Source organism: Coprothermobacter sp., from assembly GCA_013824685.1.
GTDB lineage: Bacteria > Caldisericota > Caldisericia > Cryosericales > Cryosericaceae > Cryosericum.
Genome location: PNOG01000017.1, coordinates 26,752 through 49,124, shown reverse-complemented (window position 1 = coordinate 49,124; position 22,373 = coordinate 26,752). Strand labels below are relative to the sequence as shown.

Here is a 22,373-nt window from a genome sequence, read left to right as displayed (position 1 = left end):
TGGGTTCCCGCCTTCGCGAGAGCACCCCTCGCATGGGAAAAAAGTGCTCGGGGGGAACGACGAACAGGATGGGTTTGCGCCTGCGCGGAGAAGCACCCCTCGCCTTGGACAAAAGGGCTCGGGGGAACGACGGAGACAAACCATCCCCGGACGTGACTGGACGAAGGCAGGCTCTTACTGCTATGAACTCAATGGCGGCCTGGACGATTCACGCAGGACGTGCTCCAGTTGCTCCATCGTGTAGGGTTTGGCAAGGGATGCGATGAAGCCACACTGAGTGTACTCGGCCATCGAAGCGTCATCAGAGTAGCCGCTGGAGACGATGACGCGGGCGTCGGGATAGAGTTCGTGCAGTCTCTGGACTGCTTCTCGACCCCCCATGCCGCCCGGGACCGTCAGGTCCATGATAACCAGGTCGAAGGGGCGCTGGTCGGTCACTGCTTGCGCATAGACTGTGAGCGCGGCTTCCCCGTCTGGTACGGTGGTCGTCTGGTAGCCAAGACGCCGGGCCATGGCGCATGTCACGTCAGCTACGGTCTGCTCGTCATCCATGACCAGGAGGCGGCCGGTGGCGGAGACAGTCTCCCCCTCCGGCTTTGCGAGCCGGGTTTGGGTCACAGGCCCATGGGCGACAGGCATGCACAGCCAGACCGTCGTTCCCTTGTCTGCAACCGACTCGATGAGCAGGTCTCCCCCGTGTCGCCTGGCTATGGACCGTGCCGTTGAAAGGCCGACCCCGTGTCCTGAAGGCTTTGTCGTGAAGAAGGGATCGAACAGGAGCTTCATGTCTTCCGGGGCAATGCCGGAACCGCTATCTGCTATGCGGATGACGACGTAGTCTCCGGGTGCGGCGATGCCGAAGGGATGCTCCTCCGACACGGTCTGACAGCGAAGAGCAATGTCCAGTGTCCCCCCCGACAGCATTGCGTCCCGCGCGTTCAGGATGATATTCTGCACGACCTGAAACAACTGGTTGCGGTCAGCTCCCACGGCGGGAAGGACCCCATCGACACTCACTTGTAGTGAGATACCCGATCCGCTGAGGGCAAATCGCGCCACTTCCCGGACGATGGACTCGACGTCAACGTTCTCCTTGACCGGAGCGCCACCGCGGGAGAAGGTCAGCAACTGGCTGGCGAGAGCCTGAGCGCGGTCCACTGCTACGCGCGCAACCTCCAGGTGGTGCCGCGACTCAGTAGGTTCCTCCAGAGACGAGTCTGCCAGGGAGACGTTTCCCTTGACCACCGTCAGGACGTTGTTGAAGTCGTGGGCGATCCCAGCGGCCAGCGTTCCCAGCGATCCCAGGGCCTGATTGTGCAGCAACTCGTGTTCCATGCGAAGCCGATCGGTGATGTCCCGGGCGATGTAGAAGGTGCCTGTCTCCTGTCCGTTGTCCCAGAGGCGCTGGCCACTCAGATCGAGGGTCCGGCGGTCCCCGTCACGTGTCAGAACGTCGACGGTCCTCGACACAGCGTCCCCGCTTCGGATATCGTCGTTGGCCATGAGTACGAACTCGCGGCTGTCCGGGCTGACAATGTCGAGGATGCTGCGACCAAGCAGGTCTTTCTCTTCGTACCCAAGAACCGAGCATGCGGACTGGTTGACCATGGTCACCTTGTCACCTGTGTCCAAGGCGAAGATGAGGTCGTGTGCGTGGTCGAAGTAGTCATGCAATCGTTTCCGATCCCGCTCCAATTCCTCCGCTATCCGGTCCTTGTCCCGCTGAGTCTGTTGCAGCGATTCCAGGGTTGTGTTGACATCTGTAGCCAGCTGTGAGAGTTCGTCCGAGCCGGGCAGGTGCACGCGCAGTGAGAGGTCGCTGGTATGTCCGACCTCCGTAACCTGGCGTCCCAGCGAAGTAATCCGTTGCAGGACGAAGTGGTTCATCGTGACAATGGCAACGGCGGCCAGCAGGACGCCTATTATGCTGGTGGCCGTAACAAGTATGCGCTTCAGCCGGGCGATCTCGGCAGACTGGGTAGGCTGTGCGGTGGTCGAGAGGAGGAGAATAGTACTTCCAGAGAGATCAGTGAGCTTCGTGAATCCGCGGACCTCGTCAGTTCCTGCTGGCAGGCCCACGGTGGGGTGTCCCTCCGCGAGCAGGACGAGCGCCTGTGACTCGACAGTCTCTAGCTGGACTTGACCGACAGGCTGGATGGTCACATTGCCGCCGACCGTCTCAGCCATGCTGGCGAAGAAGGCTTCATCGAGATAGCGCACGAAGACCAGCGCTCCCTGTGCCGGACCGGTCTTCGCGCTTGTCAGAATAGGGCGCGCGGCCACAAACGCCACGCGTCCGCCGACAAGCATGTAGCCGGTGAGGCCAGGCTGATGCATGGCCTGCGCCAAGAGCTCTGTTCCGAGCCCGAATTGCCTGACGAGGTCTGTCAGACTGCCATTCGGAGCCTGGCTTGTGGGGGTTTCGAACCCGGCATAGACGACCTTGCCGCTCGTATCCAGAAACACCATGATATCCACATCTATCGTGGCAAGACTGATGGGGGCAAGGTTCGAGTCTGCATACGCTCTGTTGTGGTCTACGACGAATTCATAGGTATCGTCCCAGTACGCCCAGTCTTCGCAGGTACGTCCGAACGCGCCCAGAGCGTAGTCCAGGTACGAATGTGCCCGCAGGACCTGACGCTCGACGTTCTCACTGTCGAGGCGCGCATACGTTCTGTCGATCGTCACGCCAGCTAACACGTAGAACACCGCAACGAAGACGGTCAAGGCAATGAGACCAACTGTGAGCAGTCTGGTGCGCAGGTACATGGGGGCAGTATAGAAGGAAAGGCGCGGCGTACAAACGCCGAGTTTCATCTTCTGTCCCCACCATGGAAGACTGCTCCGAATGCGGGTTCTTGACCGAGCCCCAGCCGCCCTGAGACGGCTGTCACCGTGTAAACAGAGGGGCCTCAGGGCTGCTGCCGCGTTTGACAACCGCGAGGCGGCCCCCTATGCTGGTAAGTCACAGGCGATGAAGTCTGCAGTCCATTCCGGGAGGAATCTCATCACGACATGCCACATCTGACGTTCCGCCGCCCCGCTGGGTTCCGGGCCTTCCTGCTTGTGTGGTCCGGGCAGGTCCTGTCGATGGTCGGCTCGGCCATGACAGCGTTTGCGCTCAGCATCTGGGCCTACCAGAAGACCGGCCTCGCCACATCTCTCGCCTTGGTCGACTTCTTCTTCATTGGGGCAACAATCGTGGCGACTCCGCTGGCGGGCGTGTATGTCGACCGGTGGAACCGCAAGCTGACGATGATGCTGTCGGACCTCCTGGCGGTTACGGCTACCATCGCCGCACTGGTGCTGTATCTGTCAGGGTATCTGCAGATCTGGCACCTGTATGTGGCCGCCTCCCTGCAGGGGCTGGGATCGGCGTTCCAGTGGCCGGCCTACTCGGCCGCCATCTCACAGATGATGCCCAAGGAGCACTATGCGCGTGCCAGCGGGCTCATGTCGCTGGCTGACAGCGGTTCACTCATCATTGCGCCGATCCTGGCCGGACTCCTGATCCGTTTCATCCATGTCGGGGGCATCCTGACCATCGACATCTTCACGTTTGGCGTCGCCGTTCTGGCCCTGCTGGCCGTGGAGATTCCGCGCCACGTCCCGGACGTGTCGGCCCAGGAGTCCATGTGGAGGCAAATGACGTTTGGGTTCAGGTTCATCCGCGAGCGCGGCCCCCTGCTGTCCCTGGTCAGCATCTTCGCAGTCTCCAACTTCATGATTTCGCTGTCCAACCCGCTGTTCACGCCCATGATCCTGGCCCGCACAGGCCAGAATGCCACCGCGCTTGGGTTTGTTCAGTCGGCGGCGGGTATCGGCGGGGCGTTGGGTGGTTTCCTGCTCGGCGTGTGGGGCGGTCCGAAGAACAAAGTGCGAGGCATCCTGATTGGAGATCCCCTCAACTTCATGGTGTTGGGCCTTTGCGTCTTCTTCGGGCGCGGTCCAGTCATCTGGGCAGCCGGCTTCCTGGTGTCCGCATGTGTCGGGACAATGGTGAACGGTCTCTCCCAGTCGATCTGGCAGGCCAAAGTGCCCGCTGGACTGCAGGGGCGCGTGTTCTCGGCGAGGCGTATGATCGCCTGGATCGTTATGCCTGTCGCCACGCTGCTGGCGGGTCCCCTGGCCGACAAGGTGTTCGAGCCGGCGATGCGTCCGGGCGGAGCGCTGGTCCCCGTTTTCGCGCGTATCACCGGGACCGGCTCCGGGGCAGGGATGGCCGTCTTGTACCTGCTGAGCGCCACGGCTGCTTCGGCGGTCACCCTGGCAGGATTTCTCGTGCCTCGCCTCCGCAATCTTGAGAAGCTGTTGCCGGACCACGACGCAGAGGCTCCGGTTCAATAAGGAAGCGGGCGGCTTGAACGTATTGTCCGGATAGCCAGCGAGGAGCCCAGCCTGGCGACCCACCTCGACATACCCGGCAGCAGCCGGAGCCATGCACCCAATGAGCAGAACGCTTGACCATCGCTGCACGCGCGACTATAATAGCCAATAGCAAGAATGGGGCTGCCGGTAAGAGACGGAGCCTGGAGGAGCCCTTGCCTATGAGACAATCCATCCGGTTCATCTTGCTGCTGGTTCTGTGCCTCGTCGTGAGTGTTTCGGGTATCCTGGCTGGAACCCCTGCCGCGCGAGCAGCAGATACGGGGACCTGGGCACAACTGCCGCTGCACGAAAGCCGACTGCTGTGTCTTGCCATCGACCCGTTCACGCCGTCCACGCTCTATGCCGGTACTGGTGGCCATGGCGTCTTCCGCTCGACCGACAGTGGCGCTACTTGGACCGAGGTGAATACCGGCCTGGCCGACCTGTGGGTCCTCTCTCTTGCCATTGATCCCCTCACCCCCACCACCCTGTATGCAGGGACCGATGGGCGCGGCGTCTTCCGCTCCACGAACAACGGCACGACCTGGACGACGGCAAACACCGGCCTCGCCGATCTGCATGTCAGCTCCCTTGCCATCGATCCCCTTACTCCCACCACCCTGTATGCAGGGACCGATGGGCGCGGCGTCTTCCGCTCCACGAACAACGGCACGACCTGGACGACGGCAAACACCGGCCTCGCCGATCTGCATGTCAGCTCCCTTGCCATTGATCCCCACACTCCCACCATCCTATACACTGGTACGACAAGCGGCATCTTCCGCTCTACGAACGGCGGCACCAGCTGGACCGCCCTGAATGCCGGCCTGGTCGATCCCTGGGTCTGGTCCCTTGCCATCGATCCCCTCACCCCCACCACCCTGTACGCTGGTACCGTGGGCGGCGTCTCCCGTTCCACGAACGGCGGCACCAACTGGACCGCCGTAAATACCGGCCTCGCCGACCTGTGGGTCCTCTCTCTTGCCATTGATCCCCTCACCCCCACCACCCTGTATGCCGGTACTAGTAGTGGCGGCGTCTCCCGTTCCACGAACGGCGGCACCAGCTGGACCGCCCTGAATGCCGGGCTCACTGATCCCTGGGTTTGGTCCCTCGCCATCAGTCCCCGCATCCCCACCACTCTGTATGCCGGTACTGGTGGCAGCGGTGTCTTCCGGTATGATTACGCGCTCACGAGCACTGTGTCGCCGTCTGCTGGTGGCTCGATCGCGAGGTCTCCCGAAGCTTCGTTGTACGCCCCTGGCTCGGTCGTCAGCCTCACCGCCATCCCTACCGCCGGCTACCTCTTCACTGGCTGGTCCGGCGACCTCAGTGGCATGGCGAATCCCGTGGCCGTCGCGATGGACGCCAACAAGACCGTCACCGCTATGTTCACCGTCAACACGTATACGCTCGCGGTCAACGTATCCGGTTCCGGCTCGGTCGCCAGGTTCCCGGATCAGGTTACCGTCAGCTATGGCACTTCGGTACAATTGTTGGCCACTCCGGCCATGGGATGGAGGTTCACTGGATGGACTGGAGATCTCGCGACCACCGCGAACCCGGCGACTCTGGTTGTCAGCGGCACGCACTCCATTGTTGCCCATTTCGAGCCACTAGCTCCGTCCTTGACATCATCGCTGCGTATCGTTGTCATTGGAGGAGGTTCTGTTAGACGTTCGCCTGACCGCGACCTGTTCGACCCCAGCGAGACGGTCGAACTTCAAGCGGTCCCAGAAACGGGCTGGGTATTCACCGAGTGGAGAAGCGACTTGAGTGGAAACACCTCTGCCGTGTGGCTTCCCATGATCAGCACCAAGACGGTTATCGCAGTGTTTGAGCGGCTTTCTGAAGAGAAGACATGGAACGTCGTGATCAGTGGTGGGACAAACGGAAGAGTCACTCCCACGGGGTCACAGATCGTGAAGGACGGGAATGCCCTGCGCATCGAGATTCAACCGAATGCCGGCTATCAGATCGAGAAACTCCTTGTTGATGGGATGTCGGTGCCGTTGTCATCGACTGCAGCCCAGTCCTGCGACTTGGGGTATGTGACATCAGACCGTCAGGTGCAATGCAGCTTCGTTCCGATCACAGTTGCTCCAGAGACCCATGTCGTTCGCCTCACGATTGGGTCGACGTGGCTGACAGCAGACGGGATCCAAACTGTGCTCGACGCCGCACCCGTTATCCAGAACAGCAGAACGCTGATTCCCATTCGCGCCATCGTGGAAGCGTTTGGTGGAACCATCGAGTGGTATGCTGAGCTGCGCGTGGTTATCACATACCTGCATGGTCACGGGGTCAATCTCCAGATTGGCAACTGGCAGGGTTATGTCGACGGTGTGCAGAAAGCGATCGATTCGTCCGACTCAAAGGTGGTCCCGATCATCATCTCCGGACGCACATTCTTGCCGCTCCGGTTCGTTGCAGAGAGTCTTGGGCTGCAAGTCGAGTGGGATCAAGCTAGTCGGACTGTGACAGTGCAAGGGTGATCGGCGATGACCCATCGGCCAAATGCTTCGACTGGGCGCCGTCTTCATCCAGCATTGAGCTGGACATCGCGTCTCAGTGGTTTGGGTGAGGTGTAGGTCAGGAGCGTGGGCGGACTCCCCGAGAGTACAGTGGCGGAGCGTTGCCTGAATGTGAATTGGCGAGCCTGCGGCACGACCCCCGAGCGCCCCTTGACACTGCTGCACTGCGGGACTTCCGACGGCATCGCCGGCTGAAGCAGTTCCTGTCCGACCGCGACGCGGACCTTCCCGTCCAATACAAAGCCGGTCTGCCCTAAGGGCAGACCGGCTGGCCAGATCTTGTGCTTGTCCCTTATGGCCGCTCGTGATTGAGGATGCGCACCTTCACCTGGCGTGGAGCAGGATCAGAGCCGTCCGCCTGGAGTCCGTCCACCGGGACGATGGCGGTGATCGTATCACCCACGCGCAGGAAGGTGATGATGCCGTTGTTTCCTTCGGAGAAGAGCGGGATCTTTCGGTTCTTCAGAGTGATGAGACGTGTCAGGCGTGTCGGGTTAGTGACCGTGTGCGGCGTCGACACCTCGAGGATGTAGTTGTATGCCCAGAAGTCAGCGGGCACGTCCGGCCACTTCACCTCGTACTGTGGATTCACTCGTGTATTCGTGGTGGTCAGTACCCGGCCGAGCGCGTTGCTTGCGAGTGTGGCAAACTCAGCGCGGGACAGGAGGTCAGCGGGCCTGAACGTGTTGTCGGGATAGCCGGCGAGGAGTCCGGCAGTGCGTGCCGCCTCGATATACCCGGCTGACCAGGACATCGGCTGCACATCCTTGAAGGAGGACGAACTAGGGTTGAGGACCGGAGACATGCCTGCGATGCGCAGGAACGCGGCGGCAGCTTCCGCGCGCGTCATCGGGTCGTCCGCTCTGAACGTTCCATCAGTGTCGCCCGTCATGAAGCCTTCCTGCGTCATGAGCGTGATGAACCCGGATGCCCAGTGGGTCGCCTTCAGATCGGAGAAGCCGGATGGGTCGGTAGTCCAGCCGAGGCCCAATGCGCGTGACATGGCGGCAGCCACTTCAGCCCGTGTGACGTTGCCGTCCGGCTGGAACGTGCCGTTTGGGTACCCGATGAAGAAGTTGTGGTGGTAGACGACGACCTTCTTGGTGCAATCCACGGGCGTGAAGGTCTCCGTGTGTGTGCTCTCCATGCCCTTGCTGTCGCGGACCACAACAGAGAAGGCATACTGCCGGAGCTCCAGATACGCGTGCTCAAGCGTCACGCACGAGGACGATGTCGTCCCGGTGATGACCGGCGTGCCGTCACCGAAGTCCACGGTGTACTTGTAGGGCGGGACTCCGTTCGTGAAGCAGATCTGGTACGGCAGGTAGGCTTCCACGCACAGAGGCTCCGGAGCCGTGACGTCGATGATGATGGAGGGTGGAGCCGGCGGGATCACAGGTGGCTCCACGGGCACTGTGACGATCGGCAGGACCGGTGTCTCGACTGTATTCGAATGGCCCGTGCCACCAGGAGTCGCACTATACAGACCGGTGTTGTAGATCATCAGGAACATGTCGAGGACGGACCGGACGTTCACAGAGAACGTGACGGCACTACTGGCTCCAGCGGGGACCAACACAGTCCAGGTGATGGTCCTGGTTGTGTTGTTGTACACTCCCCAGCCAGCGTTGAGGGTTGTCTCATCCAGCCAGCCGTCCAGGACGTCGGTGATGGTCAGCATGGTGCCCGCAGTCCCGGTATTGCTGTAGCTCAGCGTGTAGGTCAGGCGAGTGCCCGGGAAGACTGCCCCCGTGGGATTCACGGACTTGACCAGGTGGATGCCCGGGACGCCGAGCGCATTGGTGAATGTAACCGTGCCCGAGGGCATGTTTACGGTCAGCGTGACGGTGGCTGTCCTTGTGCCCAGGTCGGACGACGTGGCGCCGGCAATGCCAGTGAGGACGTAGTCAACAACTGGCGCCTCTGTAATGGTGTAGGTCCCAGGGAGGAGACCACCGAAGAGCGCCCAGTTGAGGAGGGTGGGATCAGCATCATCGTCCAGATTGAAGGTCGTTTGAGTCGAGTCGCTCGTCATCGTGAAGCTGAAGTCCTGCGGCCCGTTCGGAACCGTGTCCTTGATGATGGTGATGGTCCCGCTCTGCATGTTGGTGAACCTGACCGTGGCCGACGAGACCGCGGCTCCTGCGACCAGCGTGACGGTGGCCGTCCTCGTACTCAGGTTGAACGAGGTGGCGCCGGTTATGCCGATGAGGAAGTAGCCGGAGACTGCCTGCTCCGTAATGGTGTAGGTGCCGGGGGAGAGTTCGCCGATACTCTCCATATTGGAGAAAGTGGGATCAGCATCATCGTCCAGAGTGAAGCTCGCTGTGTCCTGGCCGTTCGATATCGTGAAGCTGAAGTCCTGTGGCCCGTTCGGGACGGTGTTCTTGATGATGGTGATGGTGCCGGATGCCCCAGTGGCAGCAGGAGCATCGCCCGTGGTGCTGATGAGTGTGACTGCAGTCTGTGCGAGTAGCCTGCCGTTGAATGTTGCGCCTGCTCTCATGGCAATGTTGGTTTGGGCCAGTATGATCCCCTCAAAGTGCGAGCCCGCCAGGAGGTTCACAGCTCCCGCGACTTGCCAGAAGACGTTCTTGGCCTGTGCTCCACCACTCAGGAGGATCTTCATACCGGCAGCAAGGTCGAGAGTCTGGGCAATCTGGAAGATCCAGACATCGTTCGGGCCACCTGCAAGTGTGAGGTCCGTGGTTATCGTCACTGGCGTAGACCACCTGTAGACGCCGGGAACCAGAGTCCTATTGGCGACCGTTCCGCCGCCCAGCTCGGTGACGTCGGCTGACTGTCCGGCCGCAGCTGTGTATGCTGCTTCCATATCGGATACGGCCGTGGACATTTTGGTCGGGGTGGGCAGCGCATAGTTGGACGCATATACCTTTCCATCCACCAGGGATGACGTGGAGAAGGTATTCGTGCTGTCCATGACCAGTCCAAACCCAGCCATAGAACTCGCGGCCGCAGGACTGATGCCAATATCGCCGCTGATTGAAGTGGCTCCTGTGGTCGTGATGGCTGTCTTGGCCAGAATCACGAAGTCACCCGCCGTGCCAAGATTCACTACCGAGGCCGCTCTTGTTGCGCGCATCGGTGCGAAGACCCCGGTGAACATGGAAACAACCAGGGATAGTGCGACAAGTGCTGCGAGAACTCTCCTCATACGTTCCTCCCCTCTAGGATGGGCCGCCAGCATCGAGAATGTGGCGACACTTGTGGGCAAGGGCCCACACAGACGTTGGTATGAACGAAAACTCCACCAAACCCCTGGTTCTTGCTTGTTATGCATGGCTCCCTTCAACAAGCATCCAACGAAGCAGCTTCCCGTTCAGCATTTGAAAACACCATATAACAACTATGAAACCCGCAAAAATAATGTCAAGTGTTTCATGGAGGCGGCTCAGGACCGCTTTCACATGCAGTCGCCACATTCGTGCTTTGTCAGGCACAGGTGCAACTGCCCAGGGACACCCATGGTCATCAGTATAGATATCCCAGTTGGTGTCAGAAGGTTGCATATGATACGGCTGCTCAGGGACGCCACACGGTCATCAGTATGCTGAGGTCCAGGACGTCGACGACTTCGTTGCCGTTGAGGTTGGCCGGCGAGCACAGAAAGATTCGCGATGCCAGTGGTGGGCCGATGACTTCGGGGATACTGCTGAACCCCCTCGTAGCCGCCGATACGGCTGTAGTGCGTGATGTAGTCGAGGGCATGTTTGTCGTTCGCCCCGGTGTCCCATTCGATGACAAGGACCTGGAAGCTGGCGAAAAGCCCTGTGGCGGCCGGAAAGCTTGGTCCTGACGCCTAGCTACGTCGCCCTCGCCAGGCCGAATGCGGCATGAACCGCGCGCACGGCCCGCGGAGCCTCTTTCTCGGTGATGAGGACCGAAATGTTGACTTCACTGGAGCCCTGGGCGATCATGAGCAGATTGATGTTTTCGGAAGCCAGGCAGGTGAACAGGCGGGCGGCGACACCGGGTGTACCGCGCATGCCGTCACCCACGACGGCGACGATGGCGACATGTGACGTCGCCGTGATGTCCCGGATGACCGTGCTGCCGGCGAATTCCTTGCGCAGCAGGCGTGTCGCGTGTTCGGCGTCGGGCTGGGTCATGACCAGTGAGACATTGGCCATCGATGAGCTCTGCGAGATCATCAGGACGGGGAGCTGAGCGGCTGCGAGGAGGCTGAAGACCCTGCTGACGACATCCGACGTGCCGACCATTGCTGCCCCACCGATCGTCAGCGCCGTGAGCTTTCGGATCGAGGTTACCGCCTTGACGGGACCCGCTTCGGGCGCGTCGGCGCGCACGATGGTGCCGGGAGACGACGGCAGGAAGGCGCTTCGGATGCGGATGGGGATGCCGGCCTCCTGGACGGGCGCGACCGTCATGGGATGGAGGACCCTAGCACCAAACCAGGCCAGCTCCATGACCTCGCGATACGAAAGGGCCGGCACACGGACGGCATCCGGGACGAGCTTCGGATCAGCGGTCATGACGCCGTCGACTTCTTTCCAGATCCATACCTCGTCGGCGGGCAGGCATGCGCCCAGGATGGTGGCCGTGTAGTCCGACCCGCCTCTGCCCAGTGTCGTGATGACCCCTTCGTCGTCGGCTCCGACAAACCCGGTGACGACAGGGGTAAGCCCGCGGTCCAGCAGAGGCGTCAGGGCGCGTGGAACGGTTCTCCTGGCGACGTCCAGCAGGGGCGCGGCGCTGCCGAAGGTGTCGTCGGTCACGATCCCCGCCTCGCCGCCGGTCAGCGACTTTGACGTCAGACCGGCCGCGCGGAGAGCTGCGGACATGATGGGGGCAGAGCAGCGCTCGCCAAACGAGACGATGAGGTCGCGCGAACGGGGCGTGAGTTCGTGCAGCATGGCGACGCCCGCCAGTGCCTGCCTGAGCGACAGGAACAATACGTGCTCTTCGTCCACCACCGGCTGGACAGCCATGGCAGGAGTCGAGCTGAAGACCGTCTGGACCGCGTCCTCGTGCCGCCTCTCGAGGAGGTCCACCGCTTGCGTGACCTCGTCTCCATGCCCCTGGCGCGCTTTGTCGGCCAGGTCGAGGAGTCCGTCCGTGACGCTGGCCATGGCGGAGACCACGACGACGGCACGAGTATTCTGGTGCACCGCCTGCACGACCAGCTGGGCTGAGTGCATGATGGCCGGGGCGTCCTGCACGAGGACACCGCCAAACTTCATCACGACAGTCTTCACAGGAGACCCTTCGCCACCAGCAGTTCGGCGGTCAGGACGGCATTGCCCGCGGCGCCCCGGATGGTGTTGTGAGACAGGACCGTGTACTTGATCCCCGTTGCGAATGCAGGATCGCTGCGGACGCGTCCCACGACCGCCGCCATGCCGCGGGCTCGTGCTGGTTCGCCGGCCAGACGGTCAAGGCGTGGCTGGGGGCGGTCAGACTCGGAGTGCACGATGATGGGGTGACCGGGAGCCGTGGGGAGCTGCAGGTGCTGGGGTTCCCCCTGGAAGCTGCACATCACCCGCTCGACCTCTTCGGGGGACGCCGGACGGTCGAGTTCCACCAGAACGGACTCGGTGTGTCCCTCCAGCACGGCGACACGGTTGCATGAAGCGCTGACGGGGATGTCAGCCGGCTGGAAGGCCCCGTCCAACCAGGAGCCGAGCATCTTCTGGGTCTCTCGCTCCATCTTCTCCTCTTCGCCCTTGATGTAAGGGATAAGGTTGTCGACGATGGCCATCGAAGGCACCCCGGCATACCCGGCGCCCGACAGGGCCTGCATCGTCACGACGACGACCCGTCGAATACCGAACGCCAGCTGGAGAGGTTTGAGCGACAGGACCAGCCCCGCGGTGCTGCAGTTGGGGCCGGTGACGATGAATCCCCTCTTGCTCTCTTTGCGCTGGACGGACAATGCTTCCAGGTGGTCGGCGTTGACCTCGGGGACGATGAGTGGAACGTCTGCGTCCATACGGTGTGACGCGGTGTCTGCGACGACCGCCATCCCTGCGTCCGCAAGCGACCGCTCGACGGGGCCGGCCACGTCGCTGGGCAGTGCGGAGAAGACGAGTGTTGCGCCCGTTGCGGCGATGGCCTCGGCGGTACAGGGAAGGACGGTCATACTGCGCGCGCTGGCCGGGATGTCTCCAGGGATGTACCAGCGTGCGACGTCTCCGTACTGCTTCCCGGCCGACCGTTCACTGGCGGCGACGCCCACAAGCTCGAACCAGGGGTGGTCTGACAGCATCGCGACGTAGATTTGACCGACCATCCCTGTTGCTCCACACACAACTGCTCTCGTTCGCTCCATTGTTATCCCCTCTGTTGCGGATCCCCCGGGGCTTCCGCCACCGAGGAGTTGAGAGCTAGCGTAGCGGACCGGACGTTTCTGTCAAGCGCACCTGTAACAGGGGACAGTCGTAGTTGTTGTAACAGGTCAGGCATTCCCCCTGCTTCCCGGCTTCACCCATGGGGTCCCCTGCTTGCAGAGCGGGCAGTCGTTTGCGGACCAGCTCTCGATGGTGAGGCGGATGGCGCTCCAGACGGGGTACTGGATGAGTTCGGCGCTGCGGTTGACGATGCATGCGATACCGACGACCTCGCCGCCGCACTCACGGATGACGTTCGCGGTCTCCTCCGAAGACTTGCCCGTGGTGACGACGTCTTCGCTGATGATGCAGCGGGTGCCTTCGGCGATGGCGAAGCCGCGGCGCAGGGACATGATGCCATTCTCACGTTCCGCGAAAATGCCGGGCTTGCCTAGCTGGCGCGCCAGCTCATATGCAACGATGATGCCGCCCATGGCAGGACCCACGATGAGGTCGAAGGGGACCGGGCGGAACTGTTCGGCCGCGACTGCCAGAACACGGGCCGCGCGATCGGGGTACTGCAGGAGACGCGCACACTGGACATAGCGGTCGCTGTGCCTGCCGGACGAGAGCAGGAAATGCCCCTGGAGCAGGGCTCCAGTTTCCTTGAGTTCGTTCAAAACGAGTTCGTCAGTTGTCATGGTATCCTCCATAGGATGTTACAACAACTACGACTGTCCCCTGTTACAAGATGTGACGGACGGTCGCGAGGCTGGTCAGGTGCTCGGCTGTACAGTAGCGTTCGAGGCCAGCCACGATGCCCTGCATGGCGGTCGGCTTGACGAAGGTTGCGGTGCCGACCTGCACCGCGGTCGCGCCGGCCATGATGAACTCGAGGGCGTCCTCCCAGGTGGTGATGCCCCCGATGCCGACGACTGGGATGTGGACGGCACGGGCCACTTCCCAGACCATGCGCAGGGCGATGGGCTTGATGCACGGACCGGAAAGGCCGGCGGTCACATTGTCGAAGACCGGTTTGCGGGTGTGGATATCGATTGCCAGGGCCTTGAAGGTGTTGACCAGCGAGACAGCGTCAGCTCCCGCCTGTTCGCAGGCGACCGCCATCGCCGTGATGTCTTCGGCGTTGGGAGACAGTTTAACCATGAGTGGCTTGCTGCACACGCGGCGAACCGCCGTGACGACGCCCGCTGCCACGTCGCTGTTGATGCCGAAGGCCATGCCGCCTTCGTGCACATTGGGGCAGCTGATGTTGAGTTCGACGATGTCGACGCCCTCGGCATTGGAGAGCAGGCGGACGCCTTCGACGTATTCCTCCAGGTCACCCCCGCCGACGTTGGCGATGACGACAGTGCCCAGCGTGCGCATGCGCGGCAGCTCGCGCTCCAGGAATCCTGGGATGCCAGGGTTCTGGAGACCCACTGAGTTCATCATGCCGGCGGGTGTCTCCCACACGCGCAGGCCGAGGTTGCCCTCGCGTGGATGCAGGGTGAGACCCTTGGTGCAGATGCCGCCCAGCCTGCCGACATCGAACAGCTGCCCGTACTCGGCGCCAAAGCCAAAGGTGCCGGATGCCGCGATGACGGGGTTCTTGAGCGTGATGCCGCACAGGGTTGTCTCAAGCATGCCAGATCACCTCCGCTGCGTCAAACACTGGACCGTCGGCGCAGACGCGCTTGTTGCCGACGACTGTCGCGCATGGGCAGACCAGACAGGCGCCGACGCCGCACGCCATATGTGCTTCGAGCGAGACTTGGCAGGGCACACCGGCCCTTGCGCAGAGGTCGGCCACGCGGGCCATCATGGGGGTCGGTCCGCACGCCAGGACCGTGTCGAATGCGGTGGGGTCAAAGATGTCGGTACAGAAGCCCCCTGCACCCTGGCAGCCGTCCTCGGTCGCGACCAGCACGTCCGTGCCCAGGAGCCGGAACTCGGACAGGCCGTAGACCTCGTGGCGGAATCCGGCGACGACCGTCACGTGACACTCTGGCAGTGATCGGACCAGGTAGAGCGCCGGGGCGATCCCGATGCCGCCGGTGACGATGGCGACGTTTCCGTGGAGGTCCTCGGTACGAAACCCGTGGCCCAGTGGCCCAGTGACGGTGAGCGTGTCGCCCGGCGCCAAATGTGTCAGCAGCTCGGTCCCCTTTCCGCGTACCTGGTAGAGGAAGCTGACCATCCCCGGTCCGACGTCATGAATGCTTAGTGGTCGTGACAGGAGAGGGTCGTGTCCCCACGCTCGCACGAGATAAAACTGACCAGGGGCGCCAGCGGCCGGCGTGTCGACCGTCAGCCTCCAGACGTCGCTGGTGAGCTGCTCGTGCGAGAGCACCGGGATGGTTGTGAAGACGGGGGAAGGTGTGGTCATTTTGGGACTGCCGCTACCGCGCTGACGATGTCGGCGCGCATGCGTTCCACTTCGGCTGCTGCACAGGAGTCGAAGTGCGCAGCACCCCCCGAGCCCTTTTGTCCCTCGCATCCTTTTGTCCAAGATGCGAGGTGTTCTTCAAGGCCCCCGAGCACTTTATTCCCATGCGAGGGGTGCTTCTGAGGGGTGCTTCCGTCTTCCCGTTTCTTCCATGCGAGCAAGATGCCGCGGCTGGAGTTGACGACGCCACCATTGCCATTTGTGAGGTACAGTGCAACGTCGGCAGCCGTGCCGCCCTGGGCGCCGTAGCCAGGGACCAGGAAGAAGACAGTGCTCAGCTGCTGTCTCAGCGCCTGCGCCTCCTCCACGTGGGTGCAGCCGACGACGCCCCCGACACTGCTGTAGCCGCATGCGCCGATGGTGTGTGCCCCAAGCTCGGCGACACGCCGACCGACCTCGGTGTAGACGCGAGCGCCGGACTTCTGCTCGAGATACTGGATGTCCACGGCCCCCGGATTGCTTGTGCGAATGAGGACGAAGAGGCCCTTCTCATGGTCCTGGACCCAGGGCAGCCAGGGTTCGATGCTGTCCATGCCCATGTACGGCGAGAGGGTCACGTAGTCGGCCTCGAACTCACCTTCGAAGTGTGCCCTGGCATACATCTGGGCGGTTGCGGCGATGTCACCTCGCTTGATGTCTGCGATGGCGATACAGCCCTTGCTGCGGATGTATCGCAGTGTCATGGCGTAGGCGCGCAGCCCCTCCAGCCCCAGTGCCTCGTAGTAGGCGATCTGCAGCTTGAAGCATGCGCAGCTTGGCATGGTGGCGTCCACGATACGCCGGTTGAACTGGAACAGGGCCTCGCCGGGACCCGTGAATCCTGCGCGGAACTGCTCCGGCAGGTACTCAAGGGCGGTATCCAGCCCGACGCAGACGGGGCCGCGCATCGCTACTGCATCAAACAATTTGTCGACGATCATTGGCGTACCTCCTGGTTTGATGTGGTATCATCGTAAACGATTCTCCCCGCCCGGATGGTCATGATCACGCGGCCGACCAGCGTCTGGCCGTCGAATGGGGTGTTGTGCCCCTTGCTCGCGAATGTCATGGCGTCGACGGTCCACGGGGTGTTGAGGTCGACGAGCACGAGGTCTCCATCATAGCCGGGAGCGATGCAGCCCTTGTTCAAGCCCAGGATGCGTGCCGGATTTCTGCTCATGAGTTCGGTAAGCCGTGCGAGCGTGATGTGCCCTGGGCGGACCAGCGTCGTGTAGCAGACGCCGAAGGCCGTTTCCAGACCTACCATACCCGGAGCGCCGGCGGCTTTGTCATCCGCCGTGTGGGGTGCGTGGTCGGTGGCGATGGCGTCGACCCACCCTTGTTCCACGGCACGGATCAGGAAGTCCACATCCTGCTGTGTCCGCAGCGGGGGGTTCACGCGGTAACTGGTTGCGCTGGTCAGTGCCAGGTGGTGCGGGGTGACTTCACACGTGACCGCCTGCCCTCGTTCCTTGGCTGCGATGACGGCGCGCATGGAGCCCTCGGTGCTGACGTGTGCGATGTGCAGACGACAGCCGGCCGCGCGCGCCAGCTCGATGTTGCGCTGCGTCATCAGGTCTTCGGCCAGACGATAGTCAGTGCCGGAGAGGTTCATGTCTTCGCAGTGGCACATGACTGTCAGACCAAGGTGTGATGCGGTTGTCATCGCCTGCAGCATGACCCGGGCGTCCATGACGTCGCGGCCGTCGTCGCTGATGATGCGGACAGCATGGCCCAGGGTCTCGAGGTGATCGACCGTTTGCCCGTTCATGTCGCGCGTGATGGATGCGCACTGGTGCACGTCGACGAGGCCAATGGAGGCCGCGCGGTTCAGCACGTCCTGCACTTGCAGCCTGCTGCTGATGACAGGTTTTGTGTTCGCCATGAGGTTGACGGCCGTATAGCCACCATGCGCAGCCGCGCGGCTGCCACTCGTGAGGTCTTCCTTGTGCGTCAACCCGGGATCCCTGAAGTGGGCGTGCAGGTCGCAAAAAGCGGGCAGGCACGTGAGCCCGCCCGCTTCGAGTGCGGCGTCGTCAGAGGAGATTCCCCTCTCGACGGCGGTGATGACGCCACCCCGGACAAGGATGTCCATTGCTCCGTCCTGGACGGAATCCCCCGAGCCCTTTTGTCCAAGGCAAGGGGTGCTTCTGACCACGCGTGCCCCATGTATCAGGAGCGATGTGGTGTCAGATACCATCTTCCCTCAGTCCTGGCCGACGGTATAGATCTCGTCGCAGTACTGGCAACGGTACTGGCCGAGTTCACGGTTCACCAGCGTGAAGACGTGCGGCACGTACTTCTCGACGGACGTGATGCAGCGCGGGTTCTTGCACTTGATGATGTCCTCGACCCGCTCCGGCAGCTCGGGCTTCACCTTGCGCACGATGTGCTCGTCTTCGATGACGTTGATGGTGACGTTCGGGTCGATGAGCGCCAGCATCGTGACATCAAAGTCGACGTTGTTCTCGATCTTGATGATATCCTTGCGCCCGAGGCGTGTACTGGCCGCATTCATGATGAGGGCGACCGAGTAGTCGGCCTTGTCCAGACCCAGCTGATAGAACATACGGATGCCGAGGCCTGCGCGGATGTGGTCGATGACGATGCCATTCCTGATGCTCGTGATGGTCAACATCTCAGCTCACCCCCCGAGCCCTTTCGTCCAAGGTGAGGGGTGCTTTCCCCAGCAGTTTCGAAATCAGGGCCATGCGCACATACATGCCAAATTTCGCCTGCTTGAAGTAGTAGGCGCGCGGGTCGTCGTCGATGTCGTAGGCGATCTCGCCGACGCGCGGCAGCGGGTGCATGACGATCATGTCCTTGCGGGCCAGTCGCATCTTCTCGGCATTCAGAATGTAGACGTCCTTGAGACGGACGTAGTCGTCTTCGTTGAAGAAGCGTTCCTTCTGGACACGGGTCATGTACAGGATGTCCAGGTCGCCGATGACCTCGTCGAGGCGTTCGACCTCCTGGTACGCCGTGCCTTTGGCGGCCAGGTCTGCGGTGACGTAGTCGGGGACGCGCAGTTCTTTGGGGGAGATGAGCACGAACCGGTTGCCCGGGTAGCGTGAGGTGGCCTTGAGCAGAGAATGGACAGTGCGGCCGAACTTGAGGTCCCCGCAGCAGCCGATGGTGAGCCCCGTCAGCTGGTGCTTCACCGAGCGGATGGTCAGGAGGTCCGTCAGCGTTTGCGTCGGGTGCAGGTGGCCGCCGTCGCCCGCGTTGATGACGGGAACGGGGGAATACTGACTGGCGATGCGCGGTGCCCCCTCCTTGGGGTGACGCATGACGATGATGTCAGCGTAGCACGCCACCGTGCGGATGGTGTCGGCAACGCTTTCGCCCTTGGCGACTGAGCTTGAGCTGGGTTCGGAGAAGCCGACAACGTTGCCGCCAAGACGGAGCATGGCAGCCTCAAAGCTGAAACGGGTACGCGTGGAGGGTTCGTAGAAGAGTGTTGCGAGAATGGAGGAGTCACAGAGATGATTGAATTGAGCGGGAGATTGAATGATCTGGTCAGCGAAGTCGAAAATCTCGTCGAGCTCCCCAGGACTGAAGTCCGTCGGGTCAAGCAGGTGCCTGCCTTTGAGCATACTGTTCCCCCATTGTCTGAGTAACGGGGCACGTGACCCTTGAAAAGTATATGAAAGTCGTGTTGGCGTGCAAGCGCTTCCCTTCACAGATGACGCGGCGGTCTTGCCGGAAAGAGGGCACAGTCGCTGCTGACGGACGACAATCTGATGCCGGGCCGTCATCCGTCAGCTGATGTCTCAACTCCCGTTTCTAGCGACGGACCCTCTTGAAATCGATAAATCCCCTGTCGACATCTACCGAGAGAAGCTGGACCCGGGTGCGCTGGCCGACATCCAGTCCTTTGAAGCCGTGGACCACCCTGCCTTCGACCGGAAGGGTGAGCAGTCGCGCCCACGTTCCCTTGGCAGCAGCGCCAGTCACGATGGCGTCGAACCGTTCGCCGATCCGGGATCCGATGAGCAGTGCCGCGGCAGACTTGCCCACCTGCCGTTCCACCTTATTGGCGGCATCTTCCTGCTCAGTGCAGTGGGCTGCCAGTTCGGTCAACTCGTCGATGCCATATGATGCACGCCTCCCGCCGAGCACTGCCTTCAGCAGGCGCTGAGTCACGAGGTCCGGGTACCTGCGGTTGGGCGCGGTCGAATGGGTGTAGTCCCGGACAGCAAGGCCGAAGTGTCCCTCGGCATTCGCTCCTGGCAGTTCTGCAGCATATTCGCCAGGCCCCAGGAGCTTGATGATCGTGAGGGACAGGTCGGGGAACGTCACCGGATCAGCCGCCTGCGCACTGGTCAGGAAGTCCTCGAGCGCCTTTGAATTGGGAGTGCGGGGAAGGTCGAATCCATGCTCGGCGGCTACTTCGACGATGCGGTCCCAGCGCTTGGGCGTGTGCACCACGCGGCGGATCGATGGGAACTTGTGGGCGGCGAGAAAGCGAACCGTGACGCCGTTGGCCGCGATCATGAAATCCTCGATGAGCTCAGTGGCACGGTTCTTCTGCTTGACTTGGAGACTACTGATTGTATCGCCCTTGAACAGCGGCCTTGCCTCGATGGTCTGCAGGCTGAGCGCACCGAGGTTATGGCGGTGGTTCTTCAGGCGCTGGGCAATCCTGTCCTGAAGCGACAGGTTCTCGGCCAGGCCGGGTACGGCCGCGACCGGTTGTGGCATCGGTCCGGTTCCCTCCAGCCATGCTGCGAGACTGTTATACGCCAGTTTGGCGTGACTGCGGACGACGGCCCGGTAGACATCGGATCCCCGGAGAGTGCCGTCTGCGCCGACGACCATGTCGACGACGATGGCCAGGCGATCCTGATCCTGATTGAGAGAGGTGAGGTCGGTTGACAGCCTGTCGGGAAGCATGGCGAACTTCTCTGCAGCGGTGTACACAGACGTCGTGTTGGTGCGCGCGTGGCCGTCGATTGCGGACCCGGCCTTGACAAGAGCATCGACGTCGACCACGGCGACGAGAATCCTGGTGGTTCCATCCTGCATGGCTTCCGCGACCGTAAGCTGGTCCAGGTCGAGCGAGTCATCATTGTCGATGGAAGACCACAGAAGGTTCCTGAGGTCATGGAGGCCTGCACCCTCCGAGACAGCGGGTGCCGTGATCCTGTCCAGTTCGGCCAGTACCTCTGCCGAGAAGTCAGGAAGCAGTCCCCGCTCGAGCATCACACGGTGAGCGATGCCCTGTAGAATTGCGCGGTGTCTGGTTTCGTTGATCATCATAGGAACTCCTTCATTCCAGCGTGAGACTCTGCCTGAGTCCTGCTGTCAGTATAGTGGAGTCAACAAAAATCGCTTCATGGTTGCGCGTCCCATGAAAGCGCACGGGTTGCCGAGTGCGGCAGGACTTGTACAATAGGAGTCTGTGCCCCGAGGGTACATCGGTGACAATCTGTAGACGTTGACAGGTGGAGGAGACAGGTATGCAGTCAGTATTCACGTTCATCAGGGACTTTGTGGGCACGCCGGCGGTGCTAGTCAGTATGGTCGCACTCGTCGGCCTGGTCGTTCTGCACAAATCGTTCAGTGAAGTGCTGATGGGCACTGTCAAGACGATCGTTGGCTTCTTGGTGCTCGGTGTCGGCGCGGCCACACTCATCAGCTCACTGAACTATCTGGGGCAGATGCTGCAGTTCGGGTTTCACATCCGTGGGGTCCTGCCCAACAACGAAGCCGTCATCGCAATCGCGCTCAAAGCTCTGGGTTCGCAGCCGGGATGGGTGATGATCTTCGGTTTCCTGTTCAATGTTGTTCTGGCGCGTGTGACGAAGTGGAAGTACATCTTTCTCACCGGTCATCACACACTCTATATGGCTATCCTGCTGGTCGCCGTGCTGACGGCAGCCGGCATACCCGGGGTCTGGGTCACGGTGGTGGCTTCCGTTCTTCTGGGCACGGTCATGACGCTGATGCCTGCACTGGCTCAACCGTTCATGCGGCAGGTGATGGGAGGAGACGAGGTCGCCGTCGGTCATTTCGGGTCGCTGTCATACATCGTCGCTGGACTGCTGGGCAAGTGGTTCGGCGACAGGAACCAGTCGACCGAGAACATCAGGCTGCCCAAAGGGCTCGACTTCCTGCGTGATTCACTGATCTCCTCGGGACTAGTCATGACCGTTCTCTTCATGGTGGTCACGCTCAAAGCAGGCTCCACCTTCGTGCGGGATACGCTGGGGGTCACCCAGCATCCGCTGGTCTTTGCATTTGTCCAGGCGATGACATTCGCCGCCGGCATGGCCATCATCGTCATCGGCGTCAACATGACCCTGGCCGAGATCACACCCGCCTTCCGGGGGATCGGCGAGAAGATCGTCCCCAACGCCAAACCGGCACTCGATGTTGCTGTCACGTTCCCAAAAGCGCCGACGGCGATGATGATCGGGTTCCTGTCGTCTCTGGCCGCCGGTGTTCTGTGCATGGTTCTCCTGCAGGCGCTGCGCCTGCCGATCATCATCCCCAACCTTGTGCCGCACTTCTTCACCGGTGCAACGGCTGCCATCTTCGGCAATGCGACGGGCGGACGCAAGGGCGCGGTCTTGGGCGGGTTCGCCAACGGTGTCATCATCAGCATCCTGCCCGCACTGTTGCTGCCGCTGCTCGGGCCACAACTGAGCACGCTGAACACGACCTGGAGCGACGCCGATTTCCTGTGGGTCGGCGTCGTGGTCGGGAACATCGCGCGCCTGTTCCACTAAA

The 22,373-nt window shown here is 61.8% G+C and carries 15 protein-coding genes; 3 read left to right on the top strand and 12 right to left on the bottom strand.

The annotated features are described in order from the left end of the window. Positions 1-180 precede the first annotated feature (180 nt). Complete coding sequence (locus C0398_05420; GenBank protein MBA4365431.1) at positions 181-2,820, bottom strand: hypothetical protein; 2,640 nt, start codon at positions 2,818-2,820, stop codon at positions 181-183. A 198-nt stretch (positions 2,821-3,018) separates the two neighbouring features. On the opposite strand from C0398_05420, the gene C0398_05415 reads away from it, so the two are divergent. Further along, complete coding sequence (locus tag C0398_05415) at positions 3,019-4,350, top strand: MFS transporter (protein ID MBA4365430.1); 1,332 nt, start codon at positions 3,019-3,021, stop codon at positions 4,348-4,350. A gap of 2,021 nt (positions 4,351-6,371) precedes the next feature. Continuing rightward, entirely contained in the window at positions 6,372-6,866 is a 495-nt protein-coding gene (locus C0398_05410) for a copper amine oxidase (protein MBA4365429.1), read from the top strand. 331 nt (positions 6,867-7,197) lie between these two features. On the opposite strand, the gene C0398_05405 is transcribed toward C0398_05410, so the two are convergent. From C0398_05405 to C0398_05355, 11 genes are all read right to left on the bottom strand, one after another. Continuing rightward, complete coding sequence (locus C0398_05405; protein MBA4365428.1) at positions 7,198-10,206, bottom strand: hypothetical protein; 3,009 nt, start codon at positions 10,204-10,206, stop codon at positions 7,198-7,200. Positions 10,207-10,729: 523 nt separating this feature from the next. Further along, positions 10,730-12,127: an aspartate kinase, monofunctional class gene (locus C0398_05400; GenBank protein MBA4365427.1), complete on the bottom strand. Its 1,398-nt coding sequence runs from the start codon at positions 12,125-12,127 to the stop codon at positions 10,730-10,732. 11 nt (positions 12,128-12,138) lie between these two features. Then, positions 12,139-13,215: an aspartate-semialdehyde dehydrogenase gene (gene asd, locus C0398_05395; GenBank protein ID MBA4365426.1), complete on the bottom strand. Its 1,077-nt coding sequence runs from the start codon at positions 13,213-13,215 to the stop codon at positions 12,139-12,141. A gap of 126 nt (positions 13,216-13,341) precedes the next feature. Next, a complete protein-coding gene (locus C0398_05390; protein MBA4365425.1) occupies positions 13,342-13,914 on the bottom strand; it encodes an orotate phosphoribosyltransferase in 573 nt (190 codons plus the stop codon). 43 nt (positions 13,915-13,957) lie between these two features. Further along, positions 13,958-14,857 (bottom strand): dihydroorotate dehydrogenase, encoded by a 900-nt coding sequence (locus C0398_05385; GenBank protein MBA4365424.1) that lies wholly within the window; start codon positions 14,855-14,857, stop codon positions 13,958-13,960. Then, positions 14,850-15,710, bottom strand: a complete 861-nt coding sequence (locus C0398_05380) for a dihydroorotate dehydrogenase electron transfer subunit (GenBank protein ID MBA4365423.1) — start codon at positions 15,708-15,710, stop codon at positions 14,850-14,852. The genes C0398_05385 and C0398_05380 overlap by 8 nt, the downstream gene beginning before the upstream one ends. Further along, complete coding sequence (gene pyrF, locus C0398_05375) at positions 15,596-16,579, bottom strand: orotidine-5'-phosphate decarboxylase (protein ID MBA4365422.1); 984 nt, start codon at positions 16,577-16,579, stop codon at positions 15,596-15,598. The genes C0398_05380 and pyrF overlap by 115 nt, the downstream gene beginning before the upstream one ends. Next, entirely contained in the window at positions 16,576-17,733 is a 1,158-nt protein-coding gene (locus tag C0398_05370; protein MBA4365421.1) for a dihydroorotase, read from the bottom strand. Before C0398_05370 ends, pyrF begins: the two co-directional genes overlap by 4 nt. Before the next feature lie 111 nt (positions 17,734-17,844). Then, complete coding sequence (locus C0398_05365; protein MBA4365420.1) at positions 17,845-18,276, bottom strand: aspartate carbamoyltransferase regulatory subunit; 432 nt, start codon at positions 18,274-18,276, stop codon at positions 17,845-17,847. A gap of 1 nt (position 18,277) precedes the next feature. After that, positions 18,278-19,234: an aspartate carbamoyltransferase gene (locus C0398_05360; protein MBA4365419.1), complete on the bottom strand. Its 957-nt coding sequence runs from the start codon at positions 19,232-19,234 to the stop codon at positions 18,278-18,280. 190 nt (positions 19,235-19,424) lie between these two features. Further along, a complete protein-coding gene (locus tag C0398_05355; protein MBA4365418.1) occupies positions 19,425-20,897 on the bottom strand; it encodes a ribonuclease II in 1,473 nt (490 codons plus the stop codon). Between the two features lie 203 nt (positions 20,898-21,100). On the opposite strand from C0398_05355, the gene C0398_05350 reads away from it, so the two are divergent. Then, entirely contained in the window at positions 21,101-22,372 is a 1,272-nt protein-coding gene (locus C0398_05350; protein MBA4365417.1) for a PTS ascorbate transporter subunit IIC, read from the top strand. Position 22,373: the final 1 nt, after the last annotated feature.

Coding starts and splice junctions, on each gene's coding strand:
- C0398_05420 (MBA4365431.1), bottom strand. CDS start 2,820: ATGAAACTCGGCGTTTGTACGCCGCGCCTTTCCTTCTATACTGCCCCC.
- C0398_05415 (MBA4365430.1), top strand. CDS start 3,019: ATGCCACATCTGACGTTCCGCCGCCCCGCTGGGTTCCGGGCCTTCCTG.
- C0398_05410 (MBA4365429.1), top strand. CDS start 6,372: ATGTCGGTGCCGTTGTCATCGACTGCAGCCCAGTCCTGCGACTTGGGG.
- C0398_05405 (MBA4365428.1), bottom strand. CDS start 10,206: ATGCATAACAAGCAAGAACCAGGGGTTTGGTGGAGTTTTCGTTCATAC.
- C0398_05400 (MBA4365427.1), bottom strand. CDS start 12,127: ATGAAGTTTGGCGGTGTCCTCGTGCAGGACGCCCCGGCCATCATGCAC.
- asd (MBA4365426.1), bottom strand. CDS start 13,215: ATGGAGCGAACGAGAGCAGTTGTGTGTGGAGCAACAGGGATGGTCGGT.
- C0398_05390 (MBA4365425.1), bottom strand. CDS start 13,914: ATGACAACTGACGAACTCGTTTTGAACGAACTCAAGGAAACTGGAGCC.
- C0398_05385 (MBA4365424.1), bottom strand. CDS start 14,857: ATGCTTGAGACAACCCTGTGCGGCATCACGCTCAAGAACCCCGTCATC.
- C0398_05380 (MBA4365423.1), bottom strand. CDS start 15,710: ATGCGAGGGACAAAAGGGCTCGGGGGGTGCTGCGCACTTCGACTCCTG.
- pyrF (MBA4365422.1), bottom strand. CDS start 16,579: ATGATCGTCGACAAATTGTTTGATGCAGTAGCGATGCGCGGCCCCGTC.
- C0398_05370 (MBA4365421.1), bottom strand. CDS start 17,733: ATGGACATCCTTGTCCGGGGTGGCGTCATCACCGCCGTCGAGAGGGGA.
- C0398_05365 (MBA4365420.1), bottom strand. CDS start 18,276: ATGTTGACCATCACGAGCATCAGGAATGGCATCGTCATCGACCACATC.
- C0398_05360 (MBA4365419.1), bottom strand. CDS start 19,234: ATGCTCAAAGGCAGGCACCTGCTTGACCCGACGGACTTCAGTCCTGGG.
- C0398_05355 (MBA4365418.1), bottom strand. CDS start 20,897: ATGATCAACGAAACCAGACACCGCGCAATTCTACAGGGCATCGCTCAC.
- C0398_05350 (MBA4365417.1), top strand. CDS start 21,101: ATGCAGTCAGTATTCACGTTCATCAGGGACTTTGTGGGCACGCCGGCG.